The organism is Rothia similimucilaginosa, from assembly GCF_029850985.2.
GTDB lineage: Bacteria > Actinomycetota > Actinomycetes > Actinomycetales > Micrococcaceae > Rothia.
This window is the reverse complement of sequence record NZ_CM138149.1, coordinates 228,682-249,548: the sequence shown is the minus strand read 5'-3', so window position 1 is coordinate 249,548 and position 20,867 is coordinate 228,682. Positions and strand designations below refer to the sequence as shown.

Here is a 20,867-nt window from a genome sequence, read left to right as displayed (position 1 = left end):
CAAGCCGCCAGCATCCACCGGTATTCGCACCGTGCCCACCCCCTGCCCCAATCCCTGCCCCAACCCGTATTCACCGCCCTGTGTTCACCGCCTGAGGACACCCGCACCCGGCGGCAGAACCGCTCCTACAATGTACGAATGAGCATCTACATTGACCCGCCCACCTGGCCCGCACACGGCACCGTCTTCTCACACCTCATCTCCGATGTCTCACTGACGGAACTGCACAAATTCGCCGCAGCTGGTGACATCAGTGAGCGCGCCTTCGACCGCGACCACTATGATGTTCCAGCACACCTCTACAAGGATCTAGTACGGGCAGGTGCGAAGGAACTCAGTGGCGCGCAGCTGACTCGCACACTTATTGCCAGCGGTCTACGGATTCCCCTGAAGGAACGCCCCGAGAAGATTCGCCCGCGTCTGCTTCGCGCCTGGGAGGCGGCGTTTACTCCCCGTCTCAAGCGTGTGGAGGCTCCTACCGAGCTACGGGCTCAACTCACGGCGCAGGTGGTGGAACTGGGTGAGAGCATGCTTCATGCGTGGGAACAGCCGCACCGAGCCTACCACCACAGCGGGCACCTTTCACAGATGCTCACCGATCTGGACCGCCTCCACGCACATCGCGCCCAGGCAGGTTCTACCCCCTGGCATTGATTCTGGCGGCGTGGTTCCACGACGCGGTCTATGAGGGCACACCGGGTGAGGATGAGCGCCGCAGCGAGCAGCTGGCGAGCGCCTCCCTGAAGCCGCTAGTTGCCGCGGGTCTACTCACCGAGCACGAGCTGCAGATGGTGAGCCTTCTGGTGCGTGCCACGGCAACCCACAAGCTTCCCAAGTCTGCCGATCTACCGGCGGGCTATGAACCGGCCGATATTGAGCTCTTCCTCGATGCCGATATGGCTATCCTGGCAGCTGATTCGGCACGCTACCGCCGTTACCTGCGCGGAGTGCGTAGCGAGTACTCCCATTTTGACGATGAGGCGTTCCGTACCGGTCGTACGACCTTCCTGCGTTCCATCCTGGGCCGCGAGCGCATCTTCCTCTCCGAACAGGCTCTACAGCTCTGGGAGGAGCCCGCGCAGGCTAATCTGCGTGCTGAGCTCAGCGAGTGGGAGCAGGAGCCGCAGAGGCTTCTGCAAGCTCTGATATCCTAGCCGCATACAGCTGAGAATTCACCCACGTTAAGATGCACTCTCGACGGTATTGTCACGGAATCTCTCGGGTATGCAAATGGCGCCCACCCCATATGGGGTGGGCGCCATTTTGAAGTATGTTGGGCTAGACCCAGCTCTTATGCGCTAAGGCTTAGAGAGCGGTGTAGTAGCCGTCAACGGACATCCAGGAGGTGGGGTGTACCAGGGTACCGTTGGTGGGGTTCAGAGCGGAAATCATCTTGCCGTTGCCCAGGTAGATACCAACGTGGCTGTAGCCGTTCTGGAAGACGATGTCGCCGGGCTGGGGGTTAGCGGTCGGGCGCAGCTCGTTCTTCATTGCGTAGGTGAAAGCGGTCAGCTTGATGCCGTGCTGAGCAAAAACCCAGGAGGTGAAGCCGGAGCAGTCCCATGCACCGAAGGTCTTGCCGCCCCAAACGTATGCGCCACCCAGTCCGCTCATTGCGGTTGCAACGATTGCATCGCGAGATGCGTTACCGGAGGAAGCTGCGGGTGCCGGAGCTGCAGCGGGTGCAACGTAAGCCTGCTGGTTCTCAGCCTGGGGTGCAACATAGGTGGTTGCGGGGGTGTTGTAGCTGGTGTAATCGAACTCGTAGTTGGTGTAGTCGTAGGACAGATCAGCAGCAGCCGGAATCTGTGCGAATGCGTTCGCGGGAACGGTTGCGCCGAGCAGGAGTGCGCCTGCAGCAATGGTTGCACCTGCGGTACGTACGATCTTCTTAGCCATTGGTAATTCCTCCATTGCCTGACGAGGTGAGCTGTCGGACTCGAGCATGGATTCGCTCGGCCACCGAAGTGACTTAGCCCCGAGGCTTCTCGATTGAGAAGCCGTATCCCAACTTGGGGATTGGGTCCCCCGCTTCTGCCATATTGGGTAGACGTTACATCGAAGCGTTGGCAGAACTCAGCGGAACCGCTTCGACGGTGCCCTCTTACGATGAGGATTTTGGCACAAATCGAGAATACACAGAAAACTCCCAGTTGTCACCTCATTTGGACTTAAATTTTGAGCTTTCTCCCCCGGTGGAACGGAGCGAGTTTGGGCGGTCAGAACCCCGCTTATTTGCGGGCAATTAATTAATTTAAGGCATTTGACTAGGTATTTCACAAGGATACACATTCGCTTTTAACGCACCACCGCACCTTAAGGACGTGGTTCAAAACTCATAAAAATGAACCTCGTCTCTTAAGGTTTTACCCCCCATTACCCACCCAGAAACCGGCTTGTCCCTCAGTTTCAACTTCAGATTTAAGCGAAAACCACGAAAAATGCACTCAAGCACAGTTGCCAAAGAGTTATGAGAGGAGTATATGCTCGCTCACGCGAGAGTGGTCTGCACCACTGATACACGCCGTTTAATTCACCTTTTGTAGCCCGAATACGCCGCATTCCTCCGCTTTTGCCCATTTCTTCCCGTATATACGGCGTTTTGCGCCAATTATTGAGCTAAATCGTCACTATCTAGACAAAGTCAGTTCTCGGGAAGCAACGGCACAAAAAACGGTGGTACCGCCTCCTCAAGTAAGAAGGCGATACCACCGTTTAAAGCGTGAAGCGGGTTAGTAGACTCTCAAAACTGGAGCTTAGAGGCTGCCACCGCGCTTGACCACAATTGCGTTTGCCACGTCCATATCCAGGGAGAGGGTGTCCTCTTCACCATCGGCGTGAACAATCACATCATTGTTCTGGCCAGCAACCACGGACACCGAAGCGCCGTAGACAATACCTGCGTCAGCCAGCAGTTTCAGCAGCTCAACGTCAGTCTGAATGGACTCGGGGAAGCGAGAAACGGTGAAACGATCCTCGGGACCGGAGTCACGTGCAGCCAGGGACATGGGTACGGTGCGCTCGTCATTCTTCTCGCTAGTATGACCCAAATACTCTAGGCCGGGGATAGCGTTACCGTACGGCGAGAACTTGGGGTCCTTGAGCATCTCCAGGATGCGCTTCTCCACCTTGTCACTCATGACATGCTCCCAGCGGCATGCCTCTTCGTGCACGTACTCAAGTTCCAGACCAATAATATCGGAGAGCAGGCGCTCAGCTAGGCGGTGCTTACGCATCACCTCAACAGCCTTGTGGCGACCTTCCTCAGTCAGTTCGAGGTGGCGATCCGGCTCAACTGTGAGCAGGCCGTGCTTCTCCATACGCGCCACAGTCTGGGAAACGGTCGGGCCGGAGTGCTCGAGTCGTTCAGCGATGCGCGCACGCATGGGGACAATGCCCTCTTCCTCCAGTTCGAGGATGGTGCGCAAATACATCTCTGTAGTATCGATGAGGTCTGTCATATATCTCTCCCAGCTATCACCACAACAGTGCTTAGATAGCACTGCCTAAGTCGTTACTTATTCAATAATCTATTATGTACTTTTTCAGCGGCTTTTGCCACGGCTTAAGTCATTGAGTCGCCCAACAATAACCATTGGACGACTCAATACAACACCTTATATATACATTTTGTTATCCCACCCTTTATTAAGAGGAGTGGATCGTAGGCTCTACTCTGCGGACTCAGCCTCGGCAATTTCCTCCGCAGCAGAAGCGTTCTGCGTGGTTTCCTTCTCCGCCGAGTTGTTCTCTACGGGCTCACCGGACTCAGCAGATTCCTCAGTAGTTGCATCAGATTCTGCGTTCTCCTGCGCGGCGTTCTCCTCCAGGTCTTCCGGGCGAACGCGGTCAGCCCACGGAACCCAATCTGGCGCGATGAGCGCATCATCACCGGGCAGCAGGCCTACCTCACAGATCGTTGCCACGCGGGAGCGAGGCGCACGCGAGAGGGTCGCAAACCAGAACCAGCCACGGTAACCGGGCAGGGTGCACTCAAACAGGTGAGTGCTCAAGCGCTCTTCCTCGGCGCGCACATGGTGAACCAGACCGATAGCGTGTGCAGGGGCGATTTCTCGCACACCCTGCAGTGCTACATCCTTAGCGGCGGCAAGAATCTCATCCACCTTAGAGGTGCGGCGCAGCTTGTGCGGAACACCCAGGGAGGGGGCCCCTACCTCTTCATCCAGCGGGGTGAAGGGGTCGGGGGTGGAATCTTCGTCCTGTTCAGTTTCTTCGGCAGCGGATTCCTCGGAAGTAGATTCTTTCGCAGGCGTCCCAGCCACCTCAGGCTCCTCAGCGTTCACGGAGGGCTGAGTCTCAGCAGGTACAGCGCTACCCTCGTCAGCACTCTCAGACGCGGCAGAAGGCACAGCGGACTCTGCGGGCGCGTTAGTAGCGGGTGTAGTTTCGGGGAGCAGTTCAATAACCTGTTCAGACATACCCCTATTAAAGCATCTCGGGTGCACAAACAGTGTGGCCGCTCCCCCAAGCTTCACATACACTGTGAATTTGGGTGAATTTGGGTCTCAAACCGCTAAATCTGGGGATTCGCCCACGAACAGCTATGTGTGAGCTGATACCGTTAAATCCATGAGTAATGAACCCGCACAGGACAAGCACAACACTGCAGAGCAGACCCCTATATCCCTGCCCTATGCCGGAGCCATCCGCTGGCTCGGTGCAGGCGGCGCGATTCTCGCCCTGCTTTGTCTGCTCACCGGAGTTGCCATGCTCGCGATGAAGTGGGTTGGGGCAACGCCGCCCGCCCTCATGAGCCAGATTCCGCTGGTCCTCCTACCCGTCGCTTTTATTGCACTCATGGCTGCACTGTTCTTGTCGGTCATGCGCCGCAACAAGGCATAGAGATTCGAGCCTCAAGCTCACACGCATCATTCACTTATCAAGTACAGCCTGCCATTCAGAGAGAAAGATAGAGTATGTCTGCTGAAGCAAAACTCCTAGTCGTCGATGACGAGTTCAACATTCTTGAATTGCTCGCCACCTCCCTGCGTTTTGCCGGTTTTGAAGTAGTTACCGCCGGTAACGGCCGCGAAGCCCTCGAAAAGGCACACGCCGAAAACCCCGACCTCATTGTCCTGGACGTCATGATGCCCGGCATGGACGGTTTCGAGGTGACCCGCCGCCTACGCGAAAACGGCACCACCACCCCCGTACTCTTCTTGACGGCGAAGGACGCCACCGAAGACAAGGTAACCGGTCTGGGTGTCGGCGGCGACGACTACGTCACCAAGCCCTTCTCTCTCGACGAGGTGATTGCCCGCATCCACGCCATTCTACGCCGTAGCCGCAGTATCCAGGATGAGGATGATGCCGTACTGCGCGTTGATGCCCTCAGCCTGAACGTGGACACCCACGAAGTGTTCCTCGATGACGAAGAGATTGACCTCTCCCCCACCGAGTTCAACCTGCTACACTACCTGATGCTCAACGCCAACCGCGTACTGTCCAAGGCGCAGATTCTCGACCACGTGTGGGAGTACGACTTCAATGGCGACTCCTCCATCGTTGAGTCCTATATTTCCTACCTACGCCGCAAGATTGACAACAACCGTGAAAACCACGAGCCGCTCATCCACACCAAGCGCGGTGTGGGCTATATGATTCGCGGTTCTCGAGGCTAACGTGGCGCTCAAACCCCTCGACCGGATTCCCCAGTCTCTCTCCCTTCGCACCCAGCTGGTGCTCATCACTTCCATGCTCATCGCCCTCTCCATTGCGGTGACGAGCCTGGTTGCGATTTCCGCTCTGCGCGCCCAGATGGTGCATCAGTTGGACGAAGAGATGAAAAGCAGCGCCCCTTCACTCGTGCAGCTGGCGACCGTACGCCCCTCCGGCAATCAGGAACAATCCCTGAGCACCTACCGCCTGTACCTGCTCGATAAGGATGGCAACGTACTGTACTCGCTCAAATCTGAGGACAGCGAACAGTTCAGCGAGCCGGTGCTGCAGGGCTGGACCGAAGAGAAGGTTCGCAAGCAAAACGAGGAGGCGGTCACCGTCAACTCGATGGGCAGCTCCTCCGATTGGCGTGTGCTCGCCGTGCCCATTGAAGCCAACGACACGTCAGGTCTGTCGGAGGAGGCCTCCCTCATCATTGCCATGCCGCTGAAGCAAACGAACCAGGTGGTCGCCCTCGTGGGTGTACTGACCTTTGCATTTGGTTTGGCAACTCTCGCCTCCGCAATTGCGATGACCTGGGTAATTGTGACCCGCACCTTCGAGCCGCTGGCTCGCGTGGAGCAGACCGCCGCCAAGATTGCTGCCGGTGACCTCTCTCAGCGTATTGAGGACTACAACCCCAGCAATGAGATTGGTAACCTCGCGGTTTCGCTGAACACGATGCTCACCCAGATTGAAATGCTCTTCAAAGCCCGCGAGAAGAGCGAAGCCAAAATGCGCCGGTTCGTGGGTGACGCTTCGCATGAGCTACGCACCCCGCTGGTCAGTATTCGAGGCTACTCAGAGCTGTACCGTCAGGGCGCGCTACCGACCGATGAAGCTGTCGCTACCGCGATGAGCCGCATCGAATCGGAGTCCAAGCGTATGGGCCAGCTCGTAGAAGACCTACTGACCCTGGCACGTATTGATGAGCGCCGCGAATCCAAACTGGCGCCCTTCGACCTGTTCAATCTTGCGGTGGACGCTAGTAACGACGCCTACGCTACGGCACCCGATCGTGCAGTGTCCCTGGTGGGCCTGAACGAAGAGGTTGCGCCGACCTCCGCAACCGTGCTCGGTGACGAATCACGTCTGCGTCAGGTGGTGGCGAACCTACTGACCAATGCCATGCGCTACACCCCCAACGGTTCTCCCCTGGAGATTGCGGTGGGCGTGCGCGAAGAGGTTCCCGGTTTCCCACTGTCCGTGCTGGAGGTGCGCGACCACGGCCCCGGTATTCACGGCGAGGACCGTGAGCGCGTTTTCGAGCGTTTCTACCGCACCGATACTTCACGTTCGCGTGAGACCGGTGGTACGGGTCTGGGCCTGTCCATTGTGGCTGCGATTATTGAGCAGCATGAGGGTAGGATTCATATTGAAGAGACCGATGGTGGCGGTGCTACCTTCGTGATTTCTTTGCCGTTCTATCCGCCGCCTGTCTCGGACGATCAGCTGATGAAGTAACACTGACGCATAAACCCCCGGATTGTAGAACTTGAGTGTTCTACGATTCGGGGGTTTTGATGTGCCCTGCAGGTGGGACTATATCGCGGCGAGGCGATAACTCTCGGCGGTGTGAGTGAGGAGACCGCAAGTGAGGAGAAGATACGAGGCTCAAGAACAGCAGGGCAATCTAGCGTACGTCATGGCGGCGTCATTTTCGGGAGGGTTTTCGATTTTTTCGAGATACTGGAGTGAATCTGGCGGGTTTATCCACAGATTTATCGAAACATCACTTTTCATCTCATTTGATACATTTTGAAGGATATATTGATAACAAGCTTCCGGTCAGGAACTCAACTCTTCCAGAGATCCAAATCCCAAGCACCATCACGGGGCAACCACCCCACCCATCTCACATATCTCAAAGGAGAAAAACCATGGCACAGTTCAATGTCGATTCCGAGGTCATCGCAGCCAAGAGCGCACAGGCACGATCCTACGTCGCATCCATCACCGCAGACGTCAACGGTATGACCTCATCCCTACACGACCTGCAGAGCTCCTGGACCGGCTCTGCATCCGCTAACTTCCAGGGTGTTCTGGACCAGTGGCACGCAACCCAGCGCCAGGTCGAAGCGTCCATCACCCAGATCAACGAGGCACTTACCCGCGCAGGTATGAACTACGCAGACACCGAGCAGGCTAACGCCTCCATGTTCGTCGGCTAAGAGGTCAGGGCAATAAGCCCAGAAGCCCACCCGCAGGCAGGCGGGTAGATCGGGCGGCTAAAAGGTCCCGACCGCACGGCACACCGCCCGCCAGACTCACTAGAAGTCGGCGAACATTGAGAAAAGCCCCGCCGCATCCTCGCAAGTGAGGATGCGGCGGGGCTTTATTGCACGAAAATCTTTGGATCCAAGAGCCCAATCCTTAGGAGCCGAGCGTTAGAAGTTCAGCTTTAGGAGGCGGGGGTCTCCTGGCGGAAACGCAGACGCCACAGGCCGCGCTCAGCGTCGTAATGCCAGATGCTCGAACGGCTCACGCGGCCGCGTGCGGTGGCAACCGCCGCCATGACCAGCACACTAGAAGTATCCAACACCTGCACACCTTGCTTGAGCGGGGCACCCTGCTGGGTGAAGGCGCGTTCGCGGTACTGCAGCACCGAGGAGCGGGACACCGACTTGCCGGTGGCGGTCACCCATACCAGACGCTCGTGCAGCATAGACTCCAGCTGCGCCGCCTCCATAACGGAGCCGCGGCTTTCGAGTAGCTGTTCTGTGGTGGCGGCCTCCTCAGGGTTCAACGCAAGCGCGGCGGGAGCAGGATCAGCGGGCGCGGGTGCAGATGGATGGGTATGCGCAACAGGCTGAGCGGACTCTACGGTCTGTGCGGGTATCGCGGCTGGCTCTATGGCAGGCTCTGCCGCCTGATTTTCTGCGTGTTCTTCCGTCTCACCTAGAAGTTCCGCCGGGTCAACATCATTCGGGTCCAGACCTGCGAACTCTTCCAGACCGGTCAGGTCATCCTCTTCTTCCGCCTGCGCGGCGCTGGATGCCTGCTGAGCGGTCTCTTGCTGGCGCGCCAGTGCCTTTGCGTCACGCTCAGCGGCACGCTCTGCCGCGAGCGCCAGCTGCTCCTTGCGGGTGCGGACCGCCTCCGGGTCGGGGGCGTTCACCGCGGAGGCGGGACGTAGCAGACCGGACAGGCGCAGGCTCTCCACGCCGCGCTGGGCGTTCTCAATCTCGGCTGCGGTGAATTCCTGTACGGGCAGGTGGGCGTCCGCCGAAGATTCAGAAAGTACAGGCTCAGCCGCGGGAGCGTTCACAATCGGCGCTTCAACAGCCGGAGCCTCAACAGGTTCAGCAGAGACACCGAAGCCGGGGCCGTGCACGGGTTCGCGGCCCTCCTGGTAGGCGCGCGCGGCACCATTCGCCAGGGAGTCCGCCTTCTCGTTGAGCTCGTGACCCGCATGGCCCTTCACCCAAATGAACTCGTAATCGCGGCCGGTCAGCGCCTGATCCAGCGCCTCCAGAAGGTCACGGTTGAGCACGGGCTTGCCGTCAGACTTCTTCCAGCCCTTCTTCTTCCAGCCGGGCATCCACTTGGTCAGCGAGTTAATGACGTACTGGCTATCGCAGTACACGCGCAGCTTCGCCTCCGGGCGGGATGCGGTCGCCTCGAACAGGTCCAGGACCGCCTTGAGCTCACCCATGTTGTTGGTGCCGTGCGCCCAGCCGCCACTCGCCCAGTGGTCGTCGTCGATATACCATGCCCAGCCCGCCGGTCCGGGGTTGCCCAGCGCCGAGCCGTCCGCTGCGGCAATAATCTCTTGCGTGCTGTTCACGGTACCTTCTTTCTGCGCTGCCGCCCCTCTAGCGTGCAGGCGGCAGTCCGTAATGATGTCTGTGATGACTTTACCGCACCGGCGGCGAGGGTGCGTAGCGCACGGTTACAGCTGTGGACAACCTAATGCAGCCTCGCACGCGCCATTTGCCGTAATGCCGGGCGGGTACACTAAACCTATGAGCTATTCTGCCCCCGAAACACCCAGCGCACAGCACCCGGAGCGCCCTACCGCCCGCCCGAGCGAGCGCGTGCAGATTTTCGCTCTTCCCACCCGCACGATGTACGGTTCCCTGCGTTTTAGTTGGTTGAGCTACCTGGGTCTTGCTGAGCAGCAGCATGCGGCGCAGTTGCCGACCTCCACGGCGGCGGTCAGCTACCTGAGCACTCAGGCGCTTATGCGCGCTATGGCGGCGGCGCGTCTGGATGTGCCGTCCAGTGCCGCTTCTGAGATTGAGGTGGATCGTTCCTGCACCCTGTGCACCAGCGGTAAGAAGCACGGTAAGCCGCGTATTGCGGGCGTAAATTTCAATATGTCGCAGGTGAATCCGCTGGTGGTGGGTGCGTTTAGCCGTAATTCCTCGGCGGTGCTCGGCGTGGATGTTGAGACTCTGGATGCGCGCCTGTTCTCCGGTTTTGCGCGCCTAGCGCTCTCCAATGAAGAACGCTCGTTCTATGAGCGGGTGGCACAGGAACGCCCTGCGCCCGTACTGCACCTGCTCTCGGTGGCGCTGTGGACCGCTAAGGAGGCGGTGCTCAAGGCGACCGGCCACGGCCTGAGCGTAGTGCCCTCCCTGGTTCGGGTGCAGCTCACCGATGCACTGCTGGATGCGCTCGAACTTGCCATGAACGAGGAGGTCCCGGGGGACCTTCTGGGCAGCGACACTCCCGAGCCGACCGCCCTGCGCGTACTGACTCAGGACAGCTTGACCGCCCAAGCGACCTTTAGCGCGCCCCGTGTCGGTAATCAGGGCGGCGAGGCTGCCGAGCGGAGCTTTAGCCTGCAGTGGGTACCCGTGGCGCTGCCCGACGCGGAGAACCCCGAGCACGCCCAGAAGATGCTCATCGCCCTGGCAGTGGAGAACCCTGCCCATAGTGAGCCAGCCCAGGGTGAGCCCGTGCAGCTTGAGGCTCAGCTTCTGCCGGTTGCCACTCCCCTGGAGCTCAAGCGTCTGCTCACCGACTAGCCACGCTCCCCCATAACAACAACGACTGAACGCGCCCGCCATAACAGCGAGCGCGTTCAGTCGTTTTATTCTGCCGGGTCAAGGCAGTCACGAAAGGCGTTCACGAAAGAGCCTAAGGGGTGTCTTCGCCCAGGGTATCCACGCCCAGGGCACGGCCGAAGCTGCCGAGCTTCGTGCCGGTCTCGGTGTGCTCCAGCTCGGGGTCGGACTCAGCCACAATACCCGCGCCGGCGTACAGCACCGCCTCATCCGGGCTGACCTGGGCGCAACGCAGCACCAGCGCCCACTCGCCGTTACCCTCGGCGTCCATGTAGCCAACCAGGCCGCCAAAGTAGCGGCGCTCAAAAGACTCCAGCTGACGAATCAGCTCCAGCGCCTTCTCGGTGGGGGCGCCACAAATTGCGGGGGTCGGGTGAATCACGCGGGCACCGTCCAGGCAGGTCAGACCCTCCTTCAGCACACCGTCGATGGGGGTCGCCAGGTGCCACAGCTGCGGGGTCTGCAGTAGCGAGGGCACCTGCGGCACGTTCAGCTCCTCGGCGATGGGTGCCAGGCGCGCCGCAATGTCGTTGATAACGTAGGCGTGCTCGTCACGATCCTTCGGCGAGGCAAACAGACGGTCGCGAATCGCCTCGTCTTCGGCGCTACCGGGCTCAGCAATGCGCGGGGCGCTACCGGCAAGCGGGTGGGTCTTGAAGGCGCGGCCCTCGGTGCGGAACACCAGCTCCGGGGAGGCACCCATCAGGTAGCTTCCGTTCATGCCGCGCTCGCCGTCGGGCAGGCGCACCGCGAAGTTGAATGCGGAACGCTGCTGGGCGCGCAGGTTGTTGTACAGCGCCTGCAGGTTGAGGGCGCTGGGTGCGTAGCGGGCGGTGAGCACACGTGAAAGCACGATCTTGCTCAGCTCACCCGCCTTCATGCGTTCCACGGCGGTCGCCACGGCGGTACGGAACCGGTCGTTCTGCCTGCCGGTGACCGATACCGGTTCGGCAAGTTCCACGGTCTGCTCGGGGACCGGCACCTGCTGCTCCTCCAGACGTTCGGGCACGAAGAGGTAGGCGGACATGTCCGGGTCAAAAGGAATGAGGCCCACGACGGCACTACCGGCACGTTTTGCCTCGTCCAGGGCGTTATCGAAGGTGACAGGGGTCATCGCACCGGATGCGCGCAGGACGCGGGTGCCGGTGGCAAAGATAAAGTCGGGAAGGTTCGTCATCGTACTTCTATCAGTGGTGTGTGGGTTCGCGCCGGGAGCGCATAGAGCACAGTGCGGGCGCGGGTATATTGTGGGCGCCAGGTATAGTCCGGGTGCCGTTAGAGGGTCGCACCGCCGTCGGCGACAATCTCCTGCATGGTGATGTGGCGGGCCGCCTCCGAGATGAGGAAGGCGTTGACCGCCGCAATATCCGCCGGGTCGGCAATACGGCGCAGCGGAATGCCCAGACGGAACGTTTGCGGGTTACCGGCAACCGGCAGGGCGGAGCGGTCCTCGCCCTCCCAGGCGTCAGTCACCATAGGGGTTCGGGTGGTGCCGGGGCAGACCGAGTTCACGCGAATACCGTGCGCGGCAAGCTGCAGACCGAAGCTGGAACTCACGCGCGCCGCCGAGGCCTTCGATGCACCGTAGGCACCAAACTCCGCGCGGGGCACACGTGCCGCGTTGGAGGCGACCGTCACCAGGGAGCGGCTGTTCGCCGGGTCGCTCTCCTGCTGGTCAATCATGATGCGCGCGAATTCGCGCAGACACAGGAACACGCCGTCGGAGTTGACCGCGTGCAGACGCTTCCATGTGGCGAAACTGGTTTCCAGTAGCGGCTGGCTGTGGGCGATGCCCGCGGCGAGCACCGCGCCGGTGATGGGTTCGTCGAGTGCCGCTACAGCGTTGGCGAGGGCGGTGACGGACTCTTCGCTCGTAACGTCTACGGCGCGGTAGCGGAAGATCGCGTCCCCGTAGGTACCGAAGGAGGCAATGGGCTGCTCCGCGAGGTCAGCCGCAAACACCGAATAACCGTTCTTGATGAGCTGGTGGACGGTTGCCTCACCAATACCGCCGTTCGCGCCGGTCACAATGACCCAGCTCATGCGCGCGCCTCCTCAGCAGTCTCAGCCTTCTCAGCAGTCTCAGCCTTCTCAGCACCTTCTGCAGCATGCAGGTCGGCAAGTACATCGGCGGTGTTCAGCACGCGGGCGCAACGACCCGAAGCGTACTCGCACGCCGTGCGGTGCTCACCTTCCGAGAAGTCGGCGAGCGCATCCGCGACCATGAACGGCTGAATATCGCGCATGAACGCCTCCAGGGCGGTGGTCAGGCAGCCAATGTGCGCGTACACGCCGCCGATAATGAGCTGATCGCGGCCAGACTCCTTGAGCAGGTCCTCGAAGGGGCTGCGCACGAACGCGGAGTAGCGCCACTTGGTCAGCACGGTGTCGCGGTCGGTGGGTGCCAGTTCGTCGAGGATGCGGGCGGACTCGTCGTTCTGCAGGCCGTCGCCCCAGAAGTCGATGAGCAGACGGCGGTCTTCGGGGTTCTGGCGCGGCGGCTGTGCGGTGTAGTAGACCGGGATTCCGGCGGCGTGGGCGGCGTCAATGAGGCGGCGCAGGTTCCGAATGGCGATGTTAATCTGGGCGTCCGGGTTGTTGTTACCCTCACCCAGGTTGGCCCCTTCGAAAGCCTGGACGAAGTGTACCTGCATGTCGTGTACGAGCAGTACAGCGCGGGAGGGGTCCACGGGCCAGCTCACGCGGTTGCTGTGTTCACGGTCGACGTAGGTGTAGGGCTTGATTTTGGGCAGTGCCATGATTCTCCCGGTTCGTGCCTTTGGTTTTCGGTTGTATGCGCGGCGCAGGCGGTGCGCTGTGGTGGGTGTAGCAGCGAGTGGGTGTCTCCTCCGAGCCCTCTCGCGCTGACCACCCAATCGGTGAGCTTGCGCTTATCTCATAACCATCTTAGGGCATGCTTAGCTACTAGGTATATATGAGCCTTAACAAAAATGCTTCCCCACCCGTACCTCCGTTGACAGCACAACGGGCGGAACGGGCAGGGAAGCACTCAGACAAGCAGAAACGCTATACGAACCGCGAATCCAGACGCGATTCTAGTTCGACTAGTTCACGGGCACCGCGACGGCAAGAACCTCATTCAGACCCTCAGTGATCGAGGGGTGAGTGTAAATCTCATCGCGCAGCTGCGAAGCGGTAATGCCGTGGCGCATCGCCAGAGCCACCAGGTTAATAACCTCCATGGACTCGATTACCAGCAGCTGGGCACCCAGAATCTGGTCGGTCTGCGCGTCAATCACGAACTTCATGATGCCGCGCGGGTTCTCCTGGGTCTTCGCGCGCGGCATCGCGGCAACCGCGGCAACCGGCTTCGAAGCGACCTTCACCTTGTGGCCAGCCTCAATCGCCTCACGCTCAGTCAGACCAACCGAAGACAGCGGCGGGTTCATGTAAATGGTCGAAGCCACTGCCTTGCGGTCCTTGGTGGAGCGGGAACCGTCACCGACCAGCTGGGAGAGCACCACGCGGTAGTCATCCATGGAGATGTAGGTGAACTGCGGGCCGCCGTTCACGTCACCGAGCGCGAAAATATTCGGCACGGTGCTGCGCAGGTGCTCATCCACGACGATTGCGCCGCGGTCGTTGGTTTCGATGCTGGTGTTCTCCAGACCCAGACCCTCGGTGGCGGGCTTGCGGCCGGTCGCAACCATCACGTAGTCCACCTCCAGCTCCCGGGTAGCGCCCTCGGAGTCGAGGTAGGTCACGGTCACCGAGTCAGCGCCGTCCTTGAAGGACTGCACACGCACGCCGGTGTGAGCGGTAATGTCCTGGTCTGCGATAATCTCGCGGGCAACCTGGGCAACGTCCTCGTCGTAGCGGCCGAAGAGGGCGGGCGCACCGTCCAGAATGGTTACCTCAGTGCCGTAGGAGGAGAAAATACCGGCAAACTCAACACCGATGGGGCCGCCACCGATGATGCCCAGGCGCTTGGGGCGCGGGGTGAGCTTCTGCAGCTCGGTGGAGGTGAGCACACGCTCAGATTCGCGGACGCCCTCAATCGGCGGGATGACCGACACGGCGCCGGTGTTGACGATGAAGTAGTCGGCGGTAACGCGCAGGGTGTCCTCGCCCGCGGTAACCTCAACCTCGGTGTCGGAGATGAAGCGTGCGTGACCGTCAATGAGCTTGGCAGTCTCGTTGGACAGCAGGATTTCGCGGTTCTTGGCGCGCATCATGCCGGTCAGCTTGTCACGGAAAACCACGGCGGATTCGTAGGCGGCGTTTGCCTCTTCAAGGGTGCGCTCGCCGCTGGCACGGAACTCGTCGGCACGGTGCACGAGCGCCTTGGTGGGTACACAACCGATGTTGATGCAGGTGCCGCCATACATGCCGGTGGACTGTTCGATGAGGGCAACGTTCTTACCGGTCTTGGCGTATGCGCCGGCGAGGGTCTTGCCGCCCTTGCCGAAGCCGATGACGACCATGTCAAAGTGCAGCTGAGCGGGGGTGGTCATAATATTCTCCTGTGAAATTTAGATGATGATGTCTTCACAGAGTTCAACGGGAAGAAATAAGTATTATTCCCGCGCGCCACATTTTTTCTTGCCACCCCAATTCACGCCCCCACCGCTAGGAAGTGAGCAAAGCCCCCCTCTCTCCTTCCACAGCCACCCCTCAGAGCCCGCGCGGGCGTAGACTGAAACCACCCGGCTCCCTAAGAGAAGCCAGCCCATGAGAAGCCAGCACAATCAGGAGGATTCCATGAAAACCCACGATATTCTGCGTGACGCCGCCAGCCGCCCCGGCATCGAAGCCGCCGTAGCCGTCAAGGGGCTATCCCCCGAGGCGCTCAACGCCCACCCGGGCGGGCACCCGAACTCTATCGCCTGGCTGCTCTGGCACGCCGGACGACAGATGGACATGCAGCTCTCCGCGCTGAACGGTCAGCCGCAGGTCTGGGAGGCGCAGGGCTTCAGGGAGCGTTTCAACCTGGGCGAGCTGGGCGACACCATGGGCTACGGCCACACCGCCGAGCAGGCACGTTCCATCGTGGTTGAAGATTCTGCGCTGCTGGTGGAGTACCTTGTGGCGACCGGCGAGGCGCTCGCAGCCTACGCGCAGACGCTGAGCGAGGCTGATTTGAGTGAGATTATTGACCGTTCGTGGACTCCGCCGGTGACTCGCGGTGTGCGCCTGGTCAGCATGATTGACGACGCGGCACAGCACGTGGGTCAGGCGGCGTACGCGGCGGGTATCCTCGCGGCGCAGGGGTAAGAGTGGCGAGCTAAACCTCGCCCCAACACTAGACACGAAGGAGCGGTGGCGCCTCGGACACAACCGTCCGAGACGCCACCGCCTATCTACAGAATTCTTCTACCCTAATGAGCATAGATTTTTTACTCTACACCCAACAGAGCAAGAAAGTAATATTTAGCTCACCGAGGTGGCTATTTTTCCTTTCGGAAAATTTTGACAAGAACTTGCTCAGTCCTTGAAGGATATAGATATTTCTTTAGAGCGATAGCTCCAAGTCTCAAAGAGTCTATCTTTTTAAGATTATCGTATATATTACGAGCAATAGCAGAGGACTCCAATCGCCATTCCTCTTCCAGTTCATCATAATTAAGTTTATTTGGCATTTTACTGCATGCTGAGACATAATCTTTTATACCATCCTCTAAATAGAATAAACGATTAACCTTGTTCTCACTTCTTAGATCCGGCATCATATAATAAAGACTCCATATATTACTATTGCTCATTGCGATTAATTTAGTAGAACTAATTATTCTAGGACTCAATAATTCATCAATAATTTCAGTGAGCTCATCAACACCAGAAATCTTCTCCGCATAATAGTTCGAGTCAAAATCCCTCATGCGATACTTACCAGAATCTACATCCTTAGTACCATCCTTAGTGCCATCCTTAGTATTAGTATCCGGAGGGCAAAGACGGTACGTAGTCAGTGAAGGATAGTTCGGGACACGATTCACTAGTCGATTCCGAATAACACTATCCTGCCGATTTATAATATTATCATAGTTTTTTGTTACATCTTTTATATTTCTATCAATCCAGACCACCAATTTTTCATACGCCAGAGCAGCTTCCTCTAGGCGCTTATTTTCCTCATTGCTGATAATTTTTCGAACATCACGTTTCTGATTATAAAAATAGAAGGCCAAGAATGTTGGCACCAAAGCAATCAAGGCAGTAACAACAGGTAAGCTAGAGAGAATACCTGCAATATCCAACCTAATACCTAATGCGCCATTCACCCATTCTCGCACGCTTAATCCATGAGAATCAGTCCAATCCAACACCTTCAACGAATAGCAAGCTAATCCAAATGAAATAGCCAACAAAACGAATATCAGCTTGACGAAACCAATAACAGCATATTTTTTCGGCCTTCCATTCAAAGCCGACCACACAGATTCCTTATGACTGCTTTCAGGGACTGAAACAATCATCACAGGGCTTATGGCATAGAATATCTTTCTCAAGATTCGGGAAAATTTCACTCTTGCAACAGCGGAATTAACCCGGAATTCTTGAATTGCTTTTTCTCCGGATTTATCAATATGATTCAAAGTAAAAACTTTAAGTGCATACACAAGCCATGCATATAGAAATAAATATAGTCCTACTATAAATAAGTACAACCCTGTTATCCAAAATAATTTACTCTCTTTACTATACCCATCCAATAAACTTTCAATGATTCCGAAAAAATTCAGAAAATTCCCAGCAACAATGAAAATAACCAATGGAACTAACCATTGAAAAACTCTAGAAAAATTCATTTTTCCTATTTCCCCTTTCCAAAAATAAATAACAAACACAATATATATTTCTAATGGTATTCATTATACTATCAGCTACGTGCGCTGCAACAGCACCATGACCTCGTAGTGGTCCGTATGCGGGAACATATCCAGCACACGGCCCTGCACCGGCGCATACGACGGCATACGCCCCAGATCCTTCGCCAAAGTCACCGCATTACAGCTCGAATACACCACACGGTCAATACCCGAACCCTCAATCCACGCGCACAAGCTCTCACCAATACCGCGGCGCGGCGGGTTCACCACCAGCATCTGCGGCACCGCCCCCGAAGACACCGCGAACTCCGGAGCATCCTGAGCCGAAAAGCCCACGCCCTCCAGCCCATACTCAGCCACCGTGCGCTGCGCCGAAGCGACCGCCTCCGCACTAATCTCAATACCCGTCACCGAACCGCCGTCCATCACCGAAGCGGCATGCAGAGCAAAACCACCCACGCCGCAGTACAGGTCCCACAGCGAGCGCGGAGCCACCTCACGCACCCACTCACGGCCCTGCGCGTACATCGCCTCCGCAACCTTCGTGTTCGTCTGGAAGAAGCTCTGCGGACGCAGATGCAGAGTCAGGTCGTTCACCTGCATCGGCAGGGTCTGACGCTCCGAAAGGATAATCTCCTCATCGCCCTCAACGCGCGCCACCGGTTCACGCAGCAGGTTCACCGACAGCACCGCCAGGTTCGGCAGCTGCTCCTGCAGCCAGTCCATCTGGCGGCGAATCGGCACCAGCAGCTTCTTCGAACGCAACACAAAACGTACCATCAGCTCACCCGCCGCCGAAGCAGTCACCAGAATATTCTTCAGCTCACCGCGACGATTCGGAATGTCATAAGGGGTCAGGTCCGCGCGCTGAATCAGCTCACGTAGCACCGGAATAGCCGCCTGAATCGGCTCCATATAGAGCGGGCATTCTCCAAGATCCGTGGAGGCGCCCGTACGGTAATCCACAATGCCGAGGGTCGGGTTCTTCGCCGAACCACCCACCACAAGCTTCGCCTTGTTGCGGAAGCCCGCCTCCGCGCTGGTCACCGGATCCAGCCACTGCAGCTGCGGGTAGTTAGCGAGCAGGGCGCGGGCGTGCTCTTGCTTCGCCTGCACCTGCGCGGTGTAGGCGGTCTCAATGCTGGGGCAGGAGGAGCAAAGGTCATCACGAAAATAGGCGCATTCCATAAGGAGCCATTCTACCGCCTCCACCGGCGGGACAGGACGCTTGGGCACACAAAAGCGGGGGCGGCCACCCTTCATGGGTAGCCGCCCCCGCCTCATACGGATGCGTGGACCTGCGCCGGTTTGAGTACCAGCGTTAGGTCACCACCGGGTCACGCTTCGCGTGCCACGGATTCCGTAGAAATTTACCCCCTCAGGGATAAATTTTTACTACATCATTCCGCCCATTGCGTCCGCACCGGGAGCAGCCGCACCAGCGGGCTCCGGCTTGTTCGCAACAACAGCCTCAGTGGTCAGGAACAGACCAGCAATAGACGCAGCGTTCTGCAGAGCCGAACGGGTCACCTTCACCGGGTCAGCAATACCGGCAGCCATCAGGTCCTCGTACTCGCCGGTCGCAGCGTTCAGGCCGGTACCAGCGGGCAGGGAACGAACGCGGTCAACCACAACGCCCGGCTCCAGGCCAGCGTTAGCAGCGATCTGCTTCAGCGGTGCGTCAATAGCCACGCGCACAATGTTCGCGCCGGTCGCCTCGTCGCCGGTCAGCTCCAGCTTGTCGAAGACCTTCACGCCAGCCTGAATCAGAGCAACGCCACCACCGGGGACGATACCCTCCTCAACAGCAGCCTTAGCGTTACGCACAGCATCCTCAATGCGGTGCTTGCGCTCCTTCAGCTCAACCTCAGTTGCGGCACCAGCCTTCAGCACAGCAACACCACCGGCGAGCTTAGCCAGGCGCTCCTGCAGCTTCTCACGGTCGTAGTCGGAGTCAGAGTTAGCAATCTCTGCGCGAATCTGAGCAACGCGACCCTCAATAGCTGCTGCGTCGCCTGCGCCCTCGATGATGGTGGTCTCGTCCTTGGTCACAACGACCTTGCGAGCGGAACCGAGCATGTCCAGGGTTGCTGCGTCCAGGGACAGGCCAACCTCTTCGGTAATGACCTGACCACCGGTCAGGATAGCGATATCAGCCATCTGAGCCTTACGGCGGTCACCGAAGCCCGGAGCCTTCACAGCAACGGACTTGATGGAACCGCGCATCTTGTTCAGCACCAGCAGAGCCAGAGCCTCACCCTCAACGTCCTCAGCAACAATCAGCAGCGGCTTGCCGGACTGCATGACCTTCTCCAGGACGGGGACGAGGTCCTTAACGTTCGAAATCTTCTGGTTCACAACCAGGATGTAGGGGTCCTCCAGGACTGCTTCCTGACGCTCCGGGTCGGTCACGAAGTAACCGGACAGGAAGCCCTTGTCGAAGCGCATACCCTCAGTCAGTTCGAGGTGCAGACCGAAAGTGTTGGAGTCCTCAACGGTGATGACGCCTTCCTTGCCGACCTTCTCCATTGCCTCAGCAATGAGCTTGCCGATCTCAGCGTCGCCAGCGGAAATAGATGCGGTTGCAGCGATCTCTTCCTCGGTCTCAACTTCCTTCGCGGAGGAGAGCAGAGCCTCGGTCACAGCCTCAACAGCCTTCTCAATGCCGCGCTTGAGGCTCAGCGGGTCAGCGCCAGCAGCCACGTTGCGCAGGCCCTCGCGAACCAGTGCCTGAGCCAGAACGGTAGCGGTGGTGGTACCGTCACCTGCGATGTCGTCAGTCTTCTTAGCAACTTCCTTGACGAGCTCCGCACCAATCTTCTCGTACGGATCCTCCAGCTCGATTTCCTTCGCGATCGAGACACCGTCGTTGGTGATGGTGGGGGCGCCCCACGCCTTCTCCAGCACAACGTTGCGGCCGCGGGGGCCGAGGGTCACCTTCACTGCATCGGCGAGGGTGTTCAAACCGCGCTCAAGGCCGCGGCGTGCCTCTTCGTCAAAAGCAATGAGCTTTGCCATAAGTGTCCTCCTGGACGATTGGATTTTTTCCTTCACCCTTGCGGGTGCGGTACATCTAAAATCGGGTGGTTGCCCCTCCACAACACCCCCGGTACGGAGGCGCGGGCAGAGTAGGGCATAAAGCACCCGAATGCTACATCAATTGTGGCACCCGCACCGGCATGGAGCAAACGTTTAAGCCCAAGGTTGAAGGGTTAATCGCCCAGTGCTTAATCTGCGCTCATCAACCCCGCCAAAAGGGGCGTTATCGGTGTGCCCGCCGGGAGCGCGTGAGGGGTGTTAAAAGCATCAACCCCACCCGGCGCATCAGTGGAATTGCGCGGATGGGGTTGAGCAGAAGTCGTTATGGTTGAAACAGCTGGCGCGG

Annotated in this window: 19 protein-coding genes and 1 riboswitch; of the genes, 8 read left to right on the top strand and 11 right to left on the bottom strand. The window is 58.6% G+C overall.

The features are described from left to right. Positions 1–138 precede the first annotated feature (138 nt). Together QFX07_RS01105 and QFX07_RS01100 are read left to right on the top strand one after the other, a co-directional pair. On the top strand, positions 139–654 hold the full coding sequence (locus QFX07_RS01105; protein ID WP_279754745.1) for a DUF4031 domain-containing protein: 516 nt from the start codon (positions 139–141) through the stop codon (positions 652–654). Continuing rightward, positions 651–1,154: an HD domain-containing protein gene (locus QFX07_RS01100; RefSeq protein WP_279754744.1), complete on the top strand. Its 504-nt coding sequence runs from the start codon at positions 651–653 to the stop codon at positions 1,152–1,154. Before QFX07_RS01105 ends, QFX07_RS01100 begins: the two co-directional genes overlap by 4 nt. Positions 1,155–1,305: 151 nt before the next feature. Here the strand turns inward: QFX07_RS01100 and QFX07_RS01095 are convergent, their stop codons facing one another. From QFX07_RS01095 to QFX07_RS01085, 3 genes are all read right to left on the bottom strand, one after another. Next, a complete protein-coding gene (locus tag QFX07_RS01095) occupies positions 1,306–1,899 on the bottom strand; it encodes a C40 family peptidase (RefSeq protein ID WP_279754743.1) in 594 nt (197 codons plus the stop codon). Continuing rightward, positions 1,900–2,059, bottom strand: a riboswitch (cyclic di-AMP (ydaO/yuaA leader). Between the two features lie 697 nt (positions 2,060–2,756). Continuing rightward, positions 2,757–3,461 (bottom strand): metal-dependent transcriptional regulator, encoded by a 705-nt coding sequence (locus QFX07_RS01090; RefSeq protein WP_279740940.1) that lies wholly within the window; start codon positions 3,459–3,461, stop codon positions 2,757–2,759. A 210-nt stretch (positions 3,462–3,671) separates the two neighbouring features. Further along, complete coding sequence (locus tag QFX07_RS01085) at positions 3,672–4,439, bottom strand: DUF3027 domain-containing protein (RefSeq protein WP_279740941.1); 768 nt, start codon at positions 4,437–4,439, stop codon at positions 3,672–3,674. Positions 4,440–4,590: 151 nt separating this feature from the next. Between QFX07_RS01085 and QFX07_RS01080 the strand changes: the two genes are divergently transcribed. From QFX07_RS01080 to QFX07_RS01065, 4 genes are all read left to right on the top strand, one after another. Continuing rightward, positions 4,591–4,863: a hypothetical protein gene (locus QFX07_RS01080; RefSeq protein WP_279740943.1), complete on the top strand. Its 273-nt coding sequence runs from the start codon at positions 4,591–4,593 to the stop codon at positions 4,861–4,863. 74 nt (positions 4,864–4,937) lie between these two features. Further along, positions 4,938–5,642: a response regulator transcription factor gene (locus QFX07_RS01075; RefSeq protein WP_279740944.1), complete on the top strand. Its 705-nt coding sequence runs from the start codon at positions 4,938–4,940 to the stop codon at positions 5,640–5,642. 1 nt (position 5,643) lies between these two features. Further along, the gene (locus tag QFX07_RS01070; RefSeq protein ID WP_279754741.1) at positions 5,644–7,143 is read left to right on the top strand and encodes a sensor histidine kinase; all 1,500 of its coding nucleotides are present in this window, start codon (positions 5,644–5,646) and stop codon (positions 7,141–7,143) included. A 416-nt stretch (positions 7,144–7,559) separates the two neighbouring features. Beyond that, positions 7,560–7,850 carry a WXG100 family type VII secretion target gene (locus QFX07_RS01065; RefSeq protein ID WP_279754740.1) on the top strand — a complete coding sequence of 97 codons (291 nt, stop codon included), beginning with the start codon at positions 7,560–7,562 and terminating at the stop codon, positions 7,848–7,850. Positions 7,851–8,080: 230 nt separating this feature from the next. Here the strand turns inward: QFX07_RS01065 and QFX07_RS01060 are convergent, their stop codons facing one another. Then, the gene (locus QFX07_RS01060) at positions 8,081–9,466 is read right to left on the bottom strand and encodes an RNase H family protein (RefSeq protein WP_279754739.1); all 1,386 of its coding nucleotides are present in this window, start codon (positions 9,464–9,466) and stop codon (positions 8,081–8,083) included. Positions 9,467–9,644: 178 nt separating this feature from the next. Between QFX07_RS01060 and QFX07_RS01055 the strand changes: the two genes are divergently transcribed. Continuing rightward, a complete protein-coding gene (locus QFX07_RS01055) occupies positions 9,645–10,652 on the top strand; it encodes a 4'-phosphopantetheinyl transferase family protein (protein ID WP_279754738.1) in 1,008 nt (335 codons plus the stop codon). A gap of 112 nt (positions 10,653–10,764) precedes the next feature. Here the strand turns inward: QFX07_RS01055 and QFX07_RS01050 are convergent, their stop codons facing one another. The 4 genes from QFX07_RS01050 to QFX07_RS01035 all read right to left on the bottom strand — a co-directional run bounded on the left by QFX07_RS01050 (position 10,765) and on the right by QFX07_RS01035 (position 15,166). Beyond that, entirely contained in the window at positions 10,765–11,868 is a 1,104-nt protein-coding gene (locus QFX07_RS01050) for an isochorismate synthase (protein ID WP_279754737.1), read from the bottom strand. A gap of 98 nt (positions 11,869–11,966) precedes the next feature. Next, positions 11,967–12,734 carry an SDR family oxidoreductase gene (locus QFX07_RS01045; RefSeq protein ID WP_070630024.1) on the bottom strand — a complete coding sequence of 256 codons (768 nt, stop codon included), beginning with the start codon at positions 12,732–12,734 and terminating at the stop codon, positions 11,967–11,969. Beyond that, complete coding sequence (locus tag QFX07_RS01040; protein WP_049363482.1) at positions 12,731–13,450, bottom strand: isochorismatase family protein; 720 nt, start codon at positions 13,448–13,450, stop codon at positions 12,731–12,733. Before QFX07_RS01040 ends, QFX07_RS01045 begins: the two co-directional genes overlap by 4 nt. Positions 13,451–13,756: 306 nt before the next feature. Continuing rightward, complete coding sequence (locus QFX07_RS01035; protein WP_279754735.1) at positions 13,757–15,166, bottom strand: FAD-dependent oxidoreductase; 1,410 nt, start codon at positions 15,164–15,166, stop codon at positions 13,757–13,759. 247 nt (positions 15,167–15,413) lie between these two features. Here QFX07_RS01035 and QFX07_RS01030 point away from each other — a divergent pair, with 247 nt between their 5' ends. Next, positions 15,414–15,926: a mycothiol transferase gene (locus QFX07_RS01030; RefSeq protein WP_279754734.1), complete on the top strand. Its 513-nt coding sequence runs from the start codon at positions 15,414–15,416 to the stop codon at positions 15,924–15,926. A 173-nt stretch (positions 15,927–16,099) separates the two neighbouring features. Here QFX07_RS01030 and QFX07_RS01025 read toward each other — a convergent pair whose 3' ends face one another. The 3 genes from QFX07_RS01025 to groL form a co-directional block, all read right to left on the bottom strand. After that, entirely contained in the window at positions 16,100–17,500 is a 1,401-nt protein-coding gene (locus tag QFX07_RS01025; protein WP_279754733.1) for a hypothetical protein, read from the bottom strand. A gap of 36 nt (positions 17,501–17,536) precedes the next feature. After that, positions 17,537–18,670: a 23S rRNA (uracil(747)-C(5))-methyltransferase RlmC gene (gene rlmC / locus QFX07_RS01020; RefSeq protein ID WP_279754841.1), complete on the bottom strand. Its 1,134-nt coding sequence runs from the start codon at positions 18,668–18,670 to the stop codon at positions 17,537–17,539. Positions 18,671–18,877: 207 nt separating this feature from the next. Next, a complete protein-coding gene (gene groL, locus QFX07_RS01015) occupies positions 18,878–20,500 on the bottom strand; it encodes a chaperonin GroEL (RefSeq protein ID WP_049346117.1) in 1,623 nt (540 codons plus the stop codon). Between the last annotated feature and the right edge of the window lie 367 nt (positions 20,501–20,867).